Raw genomic sequence first — 15,083 nt, 5'->3', positions numbered from 1 at the left:
CAACCAGAGGTTGCACTATCAACATGACCGAGACCACCAGCGCGCCGAACTTCATTCGCAACCAGATCCATGAGGAACTCGAGGCCGGCCGGCACGACAAGATCGTCACCCGGTTCCCGCCGCATCCCAACGGTTTTCTGCATATCGGCCACGCCAAGTCGATCTGTCTGAACTTCGGGCTCGCCGAGCAGTTCGGTGGCGACTGTAACCTGCGCTTCGACGACACCAACCCGGAGAAGGAAGAGCAGGCCTACATCGATGCCATCAAGGAGGACGTGAACTGGCTGGGCTTCGAGTGGGCCGGCGAGGTGCGTTTCGCATCTGACTACTTCGATCAGCTGTACGCCTGGGCCCAGCACCTGGTGCGTGACGGCAAGGCCTATGTCGACGACCTTTCGCCCGACGAGATCCGCGAATATCGTGGCACGCTCACCGAGCCTGGCCGGCCCAGCCCGTATCGGGAGCGCGGCGTCGAGGAGAACCTCGATTTGCTCGAGCGCATGCGCGTCGGCGAGTTCGCCGAGGGCGAGAAGGTGTTGCGAGCCAAGATCGATATGGCCTCGCCCAATATCAACCTGCGCGATCCGATCCTCTATCGCATCCGGCACGCCAGCCATCATCAGACCGGCGACAAGTGGAAGATCTATCCGTCCTACGACTTCACCCACGGCCAGTCGGATGCCCTGGAGGGGGTGACGCATTCCCTCTGCTCGCTGGAATTCGAGGATCATCGACCGCTGTACGACTGGTTCCTCGAAAACCTGCCGGTGCCATCCCGGCCGAGGCAGATCGAGTTCGCCCGTCTCAATCTCAATTACACCCTGACCTCCAAGCGCAAGCTCAAGCTGCTGGTCGAGCAGGGCTATGTCGATGGCTGGGACGATCCGCGCCTGCCGACCATTTCGGGCATGCGTCGCCGCGGCTACACGCCGGCCTCGATTCGCAAGTTCTGCGAGATGATCGGCGTGACACGTGCCGACGGTGGGCTGGTGGATATCGCCATGCTCTACCATGCGATCCGTTCGGATCTCGAGGACAATGCGCCGCGTGCCATGTGCGTGCTCAAGCCGCTGAAGGTGGTGTTGACCAATGTGCCCGAGGATCACGAGGAAGTGTACGAGGTGGCCGGTCATCCTGCTCGGGACGACATGCCGGTGCGTCGTGTGCCCTTCACCCGCGAGGTCTACATCGATCGCGACGACTTCATGGAAGATCCGCCCAAGAAGTTCTTCCGTCTGGCGCCGGGCAAGGAGGTTCGCCTGCGCAACAGCTACGTGATTCGTTGCGACGAGGTCATCAAGGACGACGAGGGCGAGGTGACGGAGCTGCGCTGCTCGGTGGACTTCGACACGCTCGGCAAGAATCCCGAGGACCGCAAGGTCAAGGGCGTGCTGCACTGGGTCAGCGCCACGCACGGTGTGCCGCTGGAGGTTCGGCTCTACGACAACCTGTTCCAGGTCGAGCAGCCGGACAAGGATCGGGATGCCGACTTCCTCGAGCATCTGAATCCCGAGTCGCTGGTCACCGTGCAAGGCTTCGGCGAACCGAGCCTGGCCGATGCCGGGCCAGAGAGTCGCTACCAGTTCGAGCGCGTGGGGTATTTCTGCGCCGACCGCTACGCCAGCCGCCCCGACCACCTGGTGTTCAACCGCACCGTGGGACTCAAGGACACTTGGGCGAAGATCAAGAAGAAGGGCTGATATGCAGATCTACAACACCCTGACGCGGCGCAAGGAAACCTTCACGCCGATCGAGCCTGGCCGGGTTCGCATGTACGTCTGCGGCATGACCGTCTATGACTACTGCCACCTGGGCCATGCCCGGGTGATGGTAGCTTTCGATGTCATTACCCGGTATCTGCGGGCGCGGGGCTATGACGTCACCTACGTGCGCAACATTACTGACATCGATGACAAGATCCTCAAGCGGGCCGAGGAGAACGGTGAGTCCATCGAAGCCCTCACTGGCCGCATGATCGATGCCATGCACGAGGACGAAGGGCGACTCGGCGTGCTGCGGCCCGATGCCGAACCCCGTGCCACCCGGCACGTCGCCGAGATCGTCGCCATGATCCAGACGCTCATCGACAAGGGCTACGCCTACGCGGCGAGCAATGGCGACGTCTATTATCGGGTGCGCAAGTTCGCCGGCTACGGCAAGCTCAACAACCGCGATCCCGACGACATGCGCGCCGGGGCCCGGGTCGATGTGGAAGAGCTCAAGGAGGACCCCCTCGACTTCGTGCTGTGGAAGGCCGCCAAGCCCGGCGAGGCCAGCTGGCCTTCGCCCTGGGGGCCGGGGCGGCCGGGCTGGCACATCGAGTGCTCGGCGATGTCGACCTGCTGCCTGGGCGAGACCTTCGACATTCATGGCGGCGGTCCCGACCTGACCTTCCCGCACCATGAAAACGAGATCGCCCAGAGTGAGGCGGCCACCGGCAAGCCGTACGTGAATACCTGGATGCACGCCGGCGCGGTGCGGGTACAGCACGAGAAGATGTCCAAGTCGCTGGGCAACTTCTTCACCATCCGTGAGGTGCTCGAGCATCACGACCCCGAAGTGGTGCGCTACCTGCTGGTGGCCAGCCACTATCGCAGTCCGATCAATTACGCCCCGGACTCGCTGGCCGACGCTCGAAAGTCACTGGAGCGCTTCTACAATGCCCTCGATGGGGTGGCATTGGAGGGCGTGGAAACGCCGGGTGATGTGGATCCAAGCTTCGACCGGCGCTTCATCGAGGCTATGGACGACGACTTCAATACCGCCGGAGCGATCTCGGTGCTCTTCGACCTGGCCCGAGAACTCAACCGGGCGCGCAAGGAAGCGCCGGAGCAGGCCCCGGCACTGGCTGCCGAGCTCAAGCGACTGGGGAGCGTGCTGGGTCTGCTGCAGCAGGAACCGGCTGTCTTCCTCAAGGGGGGAGTCGGCGAGCTGCCGCTGTCCGAGGCCGAGATCGAGGCTCGCATCGCCGAACGCGCCGAGGCCAAGCAGGCGCGTGATTTCGCTCGCGCCGATGCCATCCGTGACGAGCTGGCCGCGCTCGGCATCGTGCTCAAGGATAGCCGAGAAGGCACCAGTTGGGTGTTCGAGGCGCCCGGCGTCTGAGCGGCTGGCGCCCGATCGACTGAAGCGGCGGGGGACATGATCCTCCGCCGTACCCTTCCGAGTCATTCTTCACTGTCATTCACCCCTCGATCATTTGCCCCTCGGTCATTTGCCCCTCGTCGACGACGGACATGGCCTCGTCGAGGCTCTTGGCCACGGCACTCCATGGCAGTGGCGAGCCGGCGAGGTGACAGTGGTAGAGGGCATCGCCATCGACTTCGATGCGATGGATGTCGTTGCCTCGATTGTCCTGCCACCAGTCGGCGTGAACATGCTGCCAGCGAGAGGCGAACGGTGTTCCGGTGTTCATGAGGATGTCTCTCCTTCGGCTCTGAATCAGGTGCTCCGCATCAGGTGAGCACTTCGAGCCGAACTCCAACGCCGTATGGGCGAGCGCCGTCATTTGTGCCCCCTCTCAGGGGGCCTTCCAGATCTGCAGGAGGGGCTCTTCCAGCCCGTGCCAGCGCGAGTAGAAATCGACCCTGCGCTTGGCGTTGGCCAGATCCACTGGCCCCAGGTCTTCGTGTGGGGCGTGGGAGAGGCAGCCGACCTTCACCTTGTCAGCTTTCATCCTGTCATGGGCCCGGGGGCGTATCCGTGAGAGCAACTCGATGCGTGCGGTACGACGCATCGGACGCGCCTTGGGGAGCGAGTGTTTCTCAAAGGGGGTATGGGTCAACAGCAATACCGGGGTCATATTGCATCCCTCCGAACGGCTTGGCGGTCAGCGACTCTCGGTCGCCGGTCATCAAGGCGGAAAGCGGGCATTCATCCGATGTTGCGCCGCCCGAGTTCTCGGCCCTCGACTTCCAGCGTAGTATAAAAACGCTGTTTGCAAACACTGTTCTTAAACTTTGTCCAAACTGTCGGTTACTGGCATGTCGCGATGGCAGTTACCTTTCAGGGCAATTACCTTTCCGTCGAGTGGGCAAGCGGGACATCCAGTAGCCGCGAGGCCGCATCCAGGCCGATGGCCTGGAGCTCGTGGATGTCGGGGGGCTCGGTGGAAAGGGCGCCCTCGATCCACAGGCCATCAATGAGACCGTTGACGGCGACGGATAAGCGCCGCAATTCGGTATCGTTCGGTGCGTGGCCGTGTTCTTTCAGTGCCTCATGAATGAGGTCGCGGAAGGCGAGCGTCGTGCGGGCATACCAGTGCCGGCGGATGTCGGCCATGGCGTTGTCATGATGGGTGAGGGGCAGGAAGTTGGCCCACAGCAGCAGGCTGTCTGGAGTGACGATGGGTGGCGAGAGATTGGCCAGCAGGTAGCGTTCGAGACGCTCGCAAGCCGTCATGTCGTCGCCGTCGATGGTGCCGTGGGCCGCCTCGAAGAGGCGTTCCAGGAAGCGCCGGTAGGCGGCCTGGAGAATGCCGTCCTTGCTCTTGAAGTAGAAGCGGATCAGGCCATTGGTGACGCCGGCATAGTCGGCAATATTGCGTACCGTGGCCGCGGAGATGCCCTCCCGCGCGATGCAGGTGAGGGTGGCGTCGATCAGGACGCTCTCGCGGTCGTTGCCAGCACGCCGGGTCGCCATGGGTCAGGCCTCGCGCAGGATCGGGTTGGTCAGGCAAGTGGGGCCACCCTCGCAGGCCATGCACAGGGCATCGCCGGCGAAGGTTCGCACGCGAATGCCGTGTCGCTCCATCACCGCCCGGGTGCCGGGGAAACCGTCGATCATCAGGCAGTCGCCGGGCGAGAGCGGCATGACGTTCAGGTTAAGGCCCAGAGAGTCATGGAATTCGGCTTCGGGGGCCGCCACCAGGGTGATACCACGGGCCTTCATCAGGGTCCACAGGGCAGCCGGAATCAGTTTTGGGTGAACCAGGTAGAGGTCATCGGTGAGCGGCGAGATGACCGACATCAGGTGCAGGCAGGCGGCTTCACCGTCCCATACCGGCAGGTCGAAGCCCAGTACCTCGATGCCATGCGGGCCGAGCAGCGCATTCAACTGGCGCACGCCCTCGCGGTTGGAGCGGAAGCCCATGCCCACGATCAGGGTACTGTCGTCGAGCCATAAGGTGTCTCCGCCCTCGATGCAGGCGTCGCCGGTCAGGCGTCCGAGCACCGGGATGCCCGCCGCCTCGTAATGCCGCCCGTGCAGTTCGGGTTCCGCGGCACGCAGTGGCTTGCCCATCTTGAACAGCAAGGCGCCAGCACGCGTGATCAGCGAGGCGTCGCGGGTGAACATGGCATCCGAGAGGCCGTCGCCATTGTCCTCGATCCATACGATCTCGGCCCCGGAGGCCTGCACCAGTTCGGCGAAGGCATCGTACTGGGCGATGGCCTTTTCGGCATCGAAATGGTCGTTGTAATGCCATTCGGCGGGGTCGGCTTGCCTCAGGCTCGCCCCGGGGCGGCGCATCAGTACGCGGGTCATGGGGGCGGCCATTGACTGGCATCCATAGCGGGACATGGGCTGGCTCCATGGCTGGTTGGGGTCGTTGACTCGCATCTTATACAGATGCATAGTTTATGCAAGCGCATAACAACAGGCACAATTCGGAGCCCCGACGTGAGCAATGCATCGACCACCACCGCCTCTCGTGGCGACGCCGTCATCGAGGTCGAGAATCTGCACAAGGCTTATGGCGACGCGCGGGTGCTCAAGGGCATCGATCTCTCCGCCGGGCGGGAAGACGTCGTCGCGCTGATCGGCAGCAGCGGCTCGGGCAAGTCCACCTTGCTGCGTTGTCTCAACCTGCTCGAGACACCCACCTCCGGTTCGTTGCGCCTGTTGGGGGAGGCGATTCCCTTCCGCGGTCAGGGGGCTCGGCGCGAGACCGCCGATCGACGACAGTTGCGTCGCCTGAGAGCACGCCTGGGCATGGTCTTTCAGGGGTTCAATCTGTGGCCACACATGACCCTGGAAGCCAACATCATGGAGGCGCCGATCCAGGTACTGAAGCGCTCGCGAGCCGAGGCGCGCGACGAGGCCGGGGCGCTGTTGGAGCGCGTCGGCCTCTACCACCTTCGGAAAGCCTATCCGACGACGCTTTCCGGCGGTCAGCAGCAGCGTGGCGCAATTGCCCGGGCGCTGGCGATGGGGCCCGAAGCGCTGCTGTTCGATGAGCCCACGTCGGCGCTGGACCCCGAGCTGGTAGGGGAGGTGCTGTCGGTGATGCGCGACCTTGCCAAGGAGGGGCGCACCATGATCATCGTGACCCATGAAATGGCGTTCGCCGCCGACGTGGCGGACCGGGTCGTCTTCCTCGATCAGGGGGAGATCGCCGAACAGGGGGCGCCCGAACAGGTGTTCGGCGCCCCGACAGCCCAGCGACTGCAACGCTTTCTGGGCTCGGTCAGCCCATCCCAAGGAGAATGACAATGAAACGACTGCTGATGGCTACCCTGACTCCCTTTTGCCTGGTACCGCTGGCACAGGCCGAGGTGACCCGTGTTGGCTTTGCGACCGAACCTTATCCGCCCTTTGCCACGACGGATGCGAGTGGTGAACTGCATGGCTGGGAAGTGGACATCACTCGAGCGGTCTGTGAAGCCGCCGCACTGGAGTGCGAGCTCGTCACGACCTCCTGGGATGGCCTGATTCCCGCGCTGACCGGCGACAAGATCGACTTCATCGCCGCCTCGTTGAGCATCACCGACAAGCGTCGCGAAACCATCGCCTTTTCGGACAAGTACTACCAGACACCCGCGGCGCTGGCCGGTGCCAAGGGCGTCGAACTGGAGCCAACGTCAGAGGGGCTCGCCGGCAAGACACTCGGCGTGCAGTCCGCTTCCATCCACCAGGCCTATGCCCAGGCGCATTTCCCCGAGGCAACCCTGCGTGAGTATCAGACCCAGGACGAGGCCAACCAGGATCTGTTCGCTGGCCGCCTGGACACCACCCTGGCCGATCGGCTGATCATCGAGCAGTTCCTGGAGAGCAAAGAAGGCCAGTTGTGCTGTGAGATGACGGGTGATGTGGCTCACGATCCCCAGACCCTGGGCGACGGCATCGGCTTCGGCGTTCGCCAGGACGACGATGCCTTGCGTGAGCGGCTCAACGAGGGGATCGCCGAGGTTCGAGCCAACGGCACCTATGACGAGATTACCGCCCGGTATTTCGACTTCGATATCTACGGTGAGCCTGACACCTGAGGTGAAGGGCGATGGCAGAGCTGGCAGGGAGTCGTCCTGAACCATGAATTATCGCGACATGAGCATGGGGGAGTTGCTCGCGCTGGCACCGCCCGGTTGGGGCGGCGCTCTGCTCGATGGGCTCTGGTTGTCGCTGCAGGTGGCCGGGGGCGGTTATCTGCTGGGACTGTTGATCGGCATGGCCGGGGCCGCCGGCAAACTCTCCGGTGGCCCCGTCATCCGTGACCTGCTGGCGTGCTATACCACGATCATCCGTGCGGTGCCGGAACTGGTGCTGATCCTGCTGCTCTATTTTGCCATGCCCGAGGCGCTCAACCAGATGCTGGCCGTGGTCGGGCTGGGAGAGGTGGAAGTCAGCCCTTTCGCCGCCGGCATCGCGGTGATCGCCCTGGTCCAGGGAGCCTATGCCACCGAGGTGATGCGTGGCGCGATTCGTGCCATTCCCTATGGCCAGATCGAGGCGGCCTATTCGCTGGGCATGTCAACCGCCAAGACGTTCCGGCGCATCACCTTGCCGGCCATGCTGCCCGGCGCGCTGCCAGGGCTCTCCAACCTGTGGCTGATCGCCACCAAGGACACGGCGCTGCTGGCGGTGGTCGGTTTCACCGAATTGACCCTGGCCGCACGTCAGGCGGCCGGCGCGACCAAGCACCACCTGTTGTTCCTGTGCGCGGCCGGCGTGCTCTACCTGCTGGTGTCGCTGATCTCGAATCGCGTGTTCAAGATGCTGGAGCGCCGGGCCACCAGGGGGATGTCACATGGCTGAACGTCGCCTGTCGCCGCATCGCCTCGGGTTGATTGCCGCTGCCGTGCTGGTCGTCACGATGATGGCCTTGCAGATGCGCTGGGACTGGTTGCTCGACTACCGCGACGCCATCCTGGGCGGACTCTGGCTGACCCTGGTGCTGCTGGTGACCACCAGCGTGGCGGGGTTCCTGCTGGCGATTCCGCTTGGGCTGGTGCAGGTGACAGGGCCTCGACCGCTGGCCTGGCTGGCCCGGGGCTTTTGTACCCTGATTCGCGGCACGCCGCTGCTGCTGCAGATCTGGCTGCTGTACTACGGGCTCGGCTCGCTATTTCCCTACCTGCCGGGCGTGCGCGGAAGTTGGCTGTGGCCCTACCTCATCGAAGCCTGGCCCTATGCCTTCGTGGCTCTGACGCTGTCGTTTGCCGGTTACGAGGGCGAGGTGATGCGCGGTGGCTTCGCCGGTGTGCCGAAAGGCGAGCTGGAGGCGGCCCGCTCGCTTGGCATGCACCCGCTGACCATTCTGCGACGCATCTGGTTGCCCCGGGCCGTGCAGCGCGTGCTGCCCACCCTCAATGGCGAGTTGATCATCCAGCTCAAGGCCACGCCGCTGGTCGCCACCATTGCCGCCGTGGATACCTATGCCGTGTTCGGGCGCATTCGGCAGGAGACCTATATGGTCTATGAACCCTTGCTGCTGATGGCCCTGATCTATCTGATCCTGGCCGGCCTGATCACCCTGGCTTTCGGTACCCTGGAGCGTACATGGTCGCGGCGCTCTGCCGGCGATTGATGCCCGCTCCCATCTCGTTCATCACTTCGACTGGACGGCTCAGCCCGTTGGCGGCAAGGGGATCTGACGCGGCCAGGCGTCATCGACCACGAAGACGCGTCGCCAGCCGCGGGTAGGGTCGTGCAGGGCGAGCTGTCGCGGTGCACCGCCGCTACTGAAATGCGCCTCGAGCCATGCCGAAAGCGCCGTGAGTGGCATCAGGGCTTCCTGGCGAGGCGGAGCCAGCCAGTGGGGCTTGCCTAGATAGGTTCCGCGAGTGTGCGGCGGCAGCGTGGCAGCGAAGGCTGGCCAGTCCTGCCAATCCAGCCATTGTCCGCGGCGATGCGCGGGATGCGCCTGGCGGGGCGCCGGCATTCGGTGCCGATAGGGGTAGAAGAGCACGCCGGGCATCGCCAGGCGCTGTTGCAGCCGCCCGCCGAAGGCCTCGCCGAGCCGTTGCGACATGGCGCGCTGTGCCTCGGTGATATCCGCCATGGGCAACTGATGGCGCTCGAGATGAGTACGCTTGATGGCCAGGCTGTCGAGGCCGCCGGGGCCGACCCAGCGGGCCTGGTCGCGAGCATCGCCAGGCCCCTCCGGCAGCCCCAGATAGAACTTGATGGCCACCTCGAGATGTACGGGGGGGCGCTCGCCGTTATTGCGATAGAGCAGGTCGAGTTCGCCCAGGGTGAGGCGCTCGCGCACGATCGGCAGATTGTGTGCCAATAGTCGCGTGTTCGGTGCGGTCTCCAGCAGGTGCTGCCACAGGCGTTCGTGGTAGTGGCCAAGGCGTGTTGCGCCGGGCGCGCCCGTCTTGGCCTCGAGGGCACCGGGGTGGGCTTCCTGGGTATCGAGATAGCCGCGTAGCGCCTCGATTCCGCCGAGGCCCAGGGCGCACCGCGTCGGGCGTCCCGGCCAGGCCAGGGCCAGCAAGTCCGGAGCCAGCAGCAGCCAGGCGAGATCCCTGACCTGCGGGTGCTGCCAGCGTTCCAGAAAGTCGGTATCGTGAGGTGGCATGCGCCCTCGCTGCGGCGTTGAGATGCCGTTCTGACAGTTTGTTGAGTCGGGCCTTATACTCTCAGGATACATACCCAGCAAACAGGTGCTAATGATGAACCCTGTACTGACGCGTCTCGCCGCCGCCGCGGCCGGCACCATGATGGCCTTCTCCGTGGCCCAGGCCGATGATTCGCCGGTGGTGGTGGCTTCCAAGATCGATACCGAGGGTTCGGTGCTCGGACAACTGATCCTGCAGCGCCTGGAGAATGGCGGCATCGAGGTAGAGAATCGCCTGCAACTCGGCACCACCAGCATCGTGCGTGAGGCGCTCACGGCGGGGGAGATCGACCTCTACCCGGAATACACCGGCAATGGCGCCTTCTTCTTTGACATGACCCATCGCCCTGTATGGAAGGATGCCGAGCGCGCTTATCAGATGGTCAAGGCCGAAGACCGCGAACGCAACGGCCTGGTCTGGCTGACCCCGGCGGAGGCCAACAACACCTGGGCGATCAGTGTGCGGGGCGAGGTGGCCCGCGAGCATGATCTCGCCAGCCTCGAGGACCTGGCGGATTACCTCGACGGAGGCGGCGACTTCAAGCTGGCGGCCAGCGCCGAGTTTGTCGAGTCGCTCCAGGCGTTGCCGGCATTCCAGGAGGCCTATGGCTTTGATCTCTCCGAGGACCAGTTGCTGGTGCTTTCCGGCGGCAACACCGCCGCGACCATGCGGGCCGCTGCCCAGCAGACCAGCGGCGTCAATGCCGCCATGACCTATGGCACCGACGGTGGCCTCAAGGCCCTGGACCTGGTGGTGATGGACGACACCCTCGGCGTGCAGCCGGTCTACCAGCCGGCGCCGGTAGTGCGCGAGAGCGTGCTGGAAGCGCACCCCGAGATCGAGACCCTGCTGGCTCCGGTCTTCGAGGCGCTGGATCGCGATACCCTGCAGCGGCTCAATGGCGACGTGGCGGTCAAGGGGCTCGATCCGGCTCAGGTGGCGTCCGACTTTCTCGACAGCCTCCACGACGACTCGGATAACTGAGGCCAGGTGTGCGCAGGGAAGCCATACGCCCGAATAGCGCTCTCGTCAGTCTGCTGCTTGCCACCCTGGTCGTTTGGCTGGGGCTCGATACGGTGAGCGTGTCGCCCAATCGCATCGTGCCCGGTCAGGGTGTCGATGTGCTGGGTGTCGCCGGGTGGGGCGGCGTGGCGGCGAGTATCGCTCCCATACTCATCGTCCTGGGGTTGGCCTGGCGGCCGACGCCGGTCCGCCTGCGCTGGGCGACGGGGCTGGTGGTGCTGATGCTCTCGGCATTGCCGGTATGGCTGGTCGTCGCGGCTGCACTCACGGTCGATCCGGACATGCCTCAGGCGCGCATGGGAATTGGCGGAGGTGTTTGGGTGGCGCTGTTCCTGTTGCTGCTGGCACTCATCGAGCTGCGGACCCGGTTGGCATTGTCCCGCGTGCTGGGCTGGGCATTGCTGCTCGTTCCCCTGGCGAGCCTCGCTGCCTGCCTCGCGCTAGGGCTCGAGCCCCTGGCGCTGCGACAGGAGTATCAAGGGCGCAGCGCGGCCTTTGTGTCGGCCATCGGGGAACACCTGATGCTGGTCGGCGTGGCCGTCTCCCTCAGCCTGATGCTGGGCATCGGCCTAGCCATGGCGATGCGGCACTGGCCACGGGCGCAGCGGATGGGCTTTGCGATTCTCAATTTCCTGCAGACGATTCCCAGTCTGGCCCTGTTCGGTCTGCTGCTGGCTCCACTGGCCTGGCTGTCTGGTCGCTTCGAGTGGCTCGCTGCGCTCGGGGTCAGCGGCATCGGCTGGGCGCCGGCGCTGCTGGCGCTGGTCGGCTACAGCCTGCTGCCCATGGTGCGCAATACCTATGTGGCGCTGGATGGAGTCGACCCCGATGTCATCGACGCCGCGCGGGGCATGGGCATGAGTCGTGGCCAGGTGTTCCGCCAGGTTCGCCTGCCGCTGGCGTTGCCGGTCATCCTGGAGGGCATTCGCATCACCACCGTGCAGGCCATCGGCCTGACGGCGGTGGCGGCCCTGATCGGTGCCGGTGGCCTGGGTACTTTCATCTTCCAGGGGCTGGGGCAGGCCGCCATGGATCTGGTGCTGCTCGGCGCCTTGCCGATTCTCGTCATGGCGCTGGTGGCGGATGCGCTGCTGGGTGCTCTGACCGACCTGCTGCGCCCGGGAGGGGCGACATGATCGAACTGATCCACGTGACCAAGCGCTTCGGCGATGTCGTGGCGGTGGACGATGTCTCACTGAGCGTGGGCAAGGGTGAGCTATGCGTGCTGGTCGGCACCTCCGGCTGTGGCAAGTCCACGACCCTGCGCATGATCAATCGGCTCATCGAGCACAGCGACGGCGAAATTCACCTGGACGGACAGCCGGTACGGGAGTTTCGTGAGGAAGTGCTGCGCCGACGCATCGGCTATGCCATCCAGAGTACCGGCTTGTTTCCGCACTGGACCGTCGAGCGCAACATCGGCCTGGTGCCGCGGCTATTGAAATGGCCGGCGAGTCGGGTGCGCGAGCGGGTCGAGGAGCTGATGGCATTGCTCGATCTTTCCATGGGGGAATTTGCCGGCAAGTATCCGAGCCAGCTTTCCGGCGGGCAGGCCCAGCGCGTTGGTGTCGCGCGGGCGCTGGCCGCCGATCCCGAGATCCTGCTGATGGACGAGCCCTTCGGTGCTCTGGATCCGATTACCCGCGAGTCGCTGCAGGATGAGCTGGCCCGCCTGCAGGCCCGATTGCACAAGACGATCGTCTTCGTCACCCATGACATGGACGAGGCGCTGCGGCTGGCGGACCGACTGGTGGTCATGCATCAGGGGCGCATCGTCCAGCAGGGCCATCCGATCGAACTGCTGCGCGAGCCCGCCGACGAATTCGTCGAATCCCTGCTCGGCGGCGAGGACCGCGGCCTCAAGGAAGCTGCGCTGTTGCCCGTCAGCGAGCGGATGACGCCACTCGGCCCGCGCCTGGTGGCCAAGGAGCGCGTCGCTCAGCACGCCACCCTGCGCGAGGCGCTGTCGATCATGCTGTGGCGCCATGTCGAGCGCCTTGCCGTGGTCGATGACGATGATATCCCCATCGGCGAGCTCTCCCTGCGTCGGCTGGTCGGGGCTCGTGGCCATGAGAGCCCAGGACCATGAGTGTCGGGATCATGAATAGTGCACGGCTCTCGCACCGGCTTGGCTGGCTCGCCCCGCTGGTGTGGTTGGTGCTGTTGCTGTTTGCCTGCCTGGGCATGGAGGAGCTCGAGGGGCTGTTTCGTCTCGTCGAGCCCGACAGCCAGGCAGTGATCTATGAGCGGGCCGATTTCCTCGTCCTGCTGGGGCGCCATCTGCTGGTGGTGGGAGTGGCCGCCTTGCTGGCGATCCTGCTGGGGGTGGGCGCGGCGGTCGCCGTGACACGCCCCGGCGGGCGCGATTTCCTGCCGTTGGTCGGCCAGTTGGCTTCCATCGGCCAGACCTTCCCGCCGGTTGCCGTGCTGGCGCTCGCCGTGCCGGTGTTGGGCTTTGGTACGCTGCCGATCATCGTGGCGCTGTTGCTCTACGGGCTGTTGCCCATCGTGCGCAATACCCTGGCCGGGCTCGAGGGCATCGATCCCGGCGTGGCCGAGGCGGCTCGCGGCATGGGCATGACCGGCGGCCAGCGGCTTCGCCAAGTGGAGCTGCCACTGGCGGCGCCGGTGATCCTGGCCGGCATTCGTACCTCGGTGACCATCAACATCGCCACGGCCGCCATCGGTGCCACGGTAGGGGCGAGCAACCTGGGTGACCCGATCATCTCCGGCATCGTCAATGGCAACACCGCCTATGTCCTGCAGGGGGCGCTGCTGATCGGCCTGCTGGCACTGTGCGTCGACAGCCTGTTTGCCCGCTTGCAGCCGGTCGCCTCATCCTGAACCGACACGCATGCGCTATGCTGTCGCTATGAGGGACTATTCTTGTGTCGCAGTTTACGTTAACGTCAATTCGTTGCGTTGATCGGCCCGGGGCAATCCCCTGGTGCTGTAGAAGTAGGGAGGCACTGATTTATGCCGCACCGGCATAACGAGCGCAGCAATAAATCAGTGCTTCCGGAGAGACAACACTGCCCTCAAAAGGGGTAAGGATCATGACGATGACAACAACGCGAGAGACGTCCTCACTGGCCTTCCTGGCCGGGGACGAGTACAGCATCCCCACCTATCGTGTCCTGTCCCAGGACGGTCGGCTCGTCGAGGGTGCCGAAGCACCGGAGCTCGAGCGGGACAAGGCGCGCCGCATCTACCAGGCAATGCTCGCCACCCGAGTGATGGACGAACGCATGATGGCGGCGCAGCGCCAGGGGCGACTCAGCTTCTACATGCAGTGTACCGGCGAGGAAGCGGCCGTGGTCGGCGCCACCGCGGCGCTCGACGACGCCGACATGATCATGGCCCAGTACCGCGAGCAGGGGGCATTGGTCTATCGGGGCTTCAGCTTCGACGAGTTCATGAACCAGCTGTTCGGCAATGAGCTCGACTATGGCAAGGGTCGTCAGATGCCGGTCCACTATGGGTCCCGCAAGCTACATTACATGACCATCTCGTCGCCACTTGGCACCCAGATTCCCCAGGCCACCGGTTACGCCTATGGCCAGAAGCTGGCCGGAGAAGGCCTGTGCACCCTGGTGTTCTTCGGCGAGGGTGCCGCCTCCGAGGGTGATTTCCACGCGGCCCTGAACATGGCGGCGGTACACGAAGCCCCGGTGATCTTCTTCTGCCGCAACAACGGTTATGCGATTTCCACGCCGAGCATCGAGCAGTTCGCTGCCGACGGCGTGGCGCCTCGGGCACTGGGCTATCGCATGCACGTGATCCGCATCGACGGCAACGACATCCTGGCGGTCTACCGGGCTACCGAGGAGGCGCGTCGCATCGCGGTGGAACACAACAAGCCGGTGCTGATCGAGGCCATGACCTATCGCCTGGCGGCGCATTCGTCGTCTGACGACCCGTCCGGCTATCGCTCCAGGAAGGAAGAAGAGGCCTGGCGCGAGAAGGATCCGATCCTGCGCATGAAGCGCTGGCTGGCCGAGTGCGACTGGTGGAGCGATGACGAGGAACAAGCGCTCCAGGAGGAGCTGCGTCGCGAGGTGCTGGAGACCATGAAGCGTGCCGAGAAGCGTCCGCCGCCCGCCCTGGGAACCCTGGTGACCGATGTCTACGCCGATGTCACCCCGGCATTGCAACGCCAGCTTGATGCCCTGGAGGCGCACATCCGTCGTTATCCCGATGCCTACCCCAAGGGGGCGAGTTCGCTGGACCTGGATGTGAAGGGTCGCGCCGATGCATCGACCGATCAGGGAGGGGCCTGAA

16 protein-coding genes are annotated in these 15,083 nt (G+C 64.7%); 11 read left to right on the top strand and 5 right to left on the bottom strand.

The features are described 5' to 3' along the window. The first annotated feature begins 23 nt into the window (after positions 1-23). Both FZZ93_RS17035 and cysS read left to right on the top strand, forming a co-directional pair. Positions 24-1,700 carry a glutamine--tRNA ligase/YqeY domain fusion protein gene (locus tag FZZ93_RS17035; RefSeq protein ID WP_149323495.1) on the top strand — a complete coding sequence of 559 codons (1,677 nt, stop codon included), beginning with the start codon at positions 24-26 and terminating at the stop codon, positions 1,698-1,700. A 1-nt stretch (position 1,701) separates the two neighbouring features. Further along, positions 1,702-3,105 (top strand): cysteine--tRNA ligase, encoded by a 1,404-nt coding sequence (gene cysS, locus FZZ93_RS17030; RefSeq protein WP_149323494.1) that lies wholly within the window; start codon positions 1,702-1,704, stop codon positions 3,103-3,105. 79 nt (positions 3,106-3,184) lie between these two features. Here cysS and FZZ93_RS17025 read toward each other — a convergent pair whose 3' ends face one another. The 4 genes from FZZ93_RS17025 to FZZ93_RS17010 form a co-directional block, all read right to left on the bottom strand. Beyond that, positions 3,185-3,415, bottom strand: a complete 231-nt coding sequence (locus tag FZZ93_RS17025) for a hypothetical protein (RefSeq protein WP_149323493.1) — start codon at positions 3,413-3,415, stop codon at positions 3,185-3,187. A gap of 105 nt (positions 3,416-3,520) precedes the next feature. Then, positions 3,521-3,802, bottom strand: a complete 282-nt coding sequence (locus tag FZZ93_RS17020) for a hypothetical protein (protein WP_149323492.1) — start codon at positions 3,800-3,802, stop codon at positions 3,521-3,523. A gap of 212 nt (positions 3,803-4,014) precedes the next feature. Next, positions 4,015-4,641, bottom strand: coding sequence for a TetR/AcrR family transcriptional regulator (locus FZZ93_RS17015; RefSeq protein WP_149323491.1), 627 nt, complete (start codon positions 4,639-4,641; stop codon positions 4,015-4,017). Between the two features lie 3 nt (positions 4,642-4,644). Next, positions 4,645-5,520, bottom strand: a complete 876-nt coding sequence (locus FZZ93_RS17010; RefSeq protein ID WP_149323490.1) for a dimethylarginine dimethylaminohydrolase family protein — start codon at positions 5,518-5,520, stop codon at positions 4,645-4,647. A gap of 99 nt (positions 5,521-5,619) precedes the next feature. Here FZZ93_RS17010 and FZZ93_RS17005 point away from each other — a divergent pair, with 99 nt between their 5' ends. The 4 genes from FZZ93_RS17005 to FZZ93_RS16990 are packed head-to-tail and all read left to right on the top strand — an operon-like array spanning position 5,620 to position 8,743. After that, entirely contained in the window at positions 5,620-6,429 is an 810-nt protein-coding gene (locus FZZ93_RS17005) for an amino acid ABC transporter ATP-binding protein (RefSeq protein WP_149323489.1), read from the top strand. A gap of 2 nt (positions 6,430-6,431) precedes the next feature. Continuing rightward, positions 6,432-7,205 carry a transporter substrate-binding domain-containing protein gene (locus FZZ93_RS17000; RefSeq protein WP_149323488.1) on the top strand — a complete coding sequence of 258 codons (774 nt, stop codon included), beginning with the start codon at positions 6,432-6,434 and terminating at the stop codon, positions 7,203-7,205. A gap of 43 nt (positions 7,206-7,248) precedes the next feature. Next, complete coding sequence (locus FZZ93_RS16995) at positions 7,249-7,971, top strand: ABC transporter permease (protein ID WP_149323487.1); 723 nt, start codon at positions 7,249-7,251, stop codon at positions 7,969-7,971. Continuing rightward, positions 7,964-8,743, top strand: coding sequence for an ABC transporter permease (locus FZZ93_RS16990; RefSeq protein ID WP_149323486.1), 780 nt, complete (start codon positions 7,964-7,966; stop codon positions 8,741-8,743). Before FZZ93_RS16995 ends, FZZ93_RS16990 begins: the two co-directional genes overlap by 8 nt. Before the next feature lie 39 nt (positions 8,744-8,782). On the opposite strand, the gene FZZ93_RS16985 is transcribed toward FZZ93_RS16990, so the two are convergent. Next, positions 8,783-9,739, bottom strand: coding sequence for a DUF1853 family protein (locus FZZ93_RS16985; RefSeq protein ID WP_149323485.1), 957 nt, complete (start codon positions 9,737-9,739; stop codon positions 8,783-8,785). A 94-nt stretch (positions 9,740-9,833) separates the two neighbouring features. Here FZZ93_RS16985 and osmF point away from each other — a divergent pair, with 94 nt between their 5' ends. From osmF to FZZ93_RS16960, 5 genes are all read left to right on the top strand, one after another. Continuing rightward, positions 9,834-10,763, top strand: a complete 930-nt coding sequence (osmF, locus tag FZZ93_RS16980; protein WP_149323484.1) for a glycine betaine ABC transporter substrate-binding protein OsmF — start codon at positions 9,834-9,836, stop codon at positions 10,761-10,763. An 8-nt stretch (positions 10,764-10,771) separates the two neighbouring features. Then, entirely contained in the window at positions 10,772-11,938 is a 1,167-nt protein-coding gene (locus tag FZZ93_RS16975; RefSeq protein ID WP_149323483.1) for an ABC transporter permease, read from the top strand. Beyond that, positions 11,935-12,891 (top strand): ABC transporter ATP-binding protein, encoded by a 957-nt coding sequence (locus tag FZZ93_RS16970; protein WP_149323482.1) that lies wholly within the window; start codon positions 11,935-11,937, stop codon positions 12,889-12,891. The genes FZZ93_RS16975 and FZZ93_RS16970 overlap by 4 nt, the downstream gene beginning before the upstream one ends. Before the next feature lie 11 nt (positions 12,892-12,902). Further along, complete coding sequence (locus FZZ93_RS16965) at positions 12,903-13,646, top strand: ABC transporter permease (protein WP_149323481.1); 744 nt, start codon at positions 12,903-12,905, stop codon at positions 13,644-13,646. Between the two features lie 212 nt (positions 13,647-13,858). Then, positions 13,859-15,082 carry a thiamine pyrophosphate-dependent dehydrogenase E1 component subunit alpha gene (locus tag FZZ93_RS16960; RefSeq protein ID WP_187774564.1) on the top strand — a complete coding sequence of 408 codons (1,224 nt, stop codon included), beginning with the start codon at positions 13,859-13,861 and terminating at the stop codon, positions 15,080-15,082. Position 15,083: the final 1 nt, after the last annotated feature.

The sequence above is a fragment of the Halomonas eurihalina genome (genome assembly GCF_008274785.1).
Classification (GTDB): Bacteria; Pseudomonadota; Gammaproteobacteria; order Pseudomonadales; family Halomonadaceae; genus Halomonas; species Halomonas eurihalina.
This window is presented reverse-complemented; position numbering and strand designations above follow the sequence as displayed.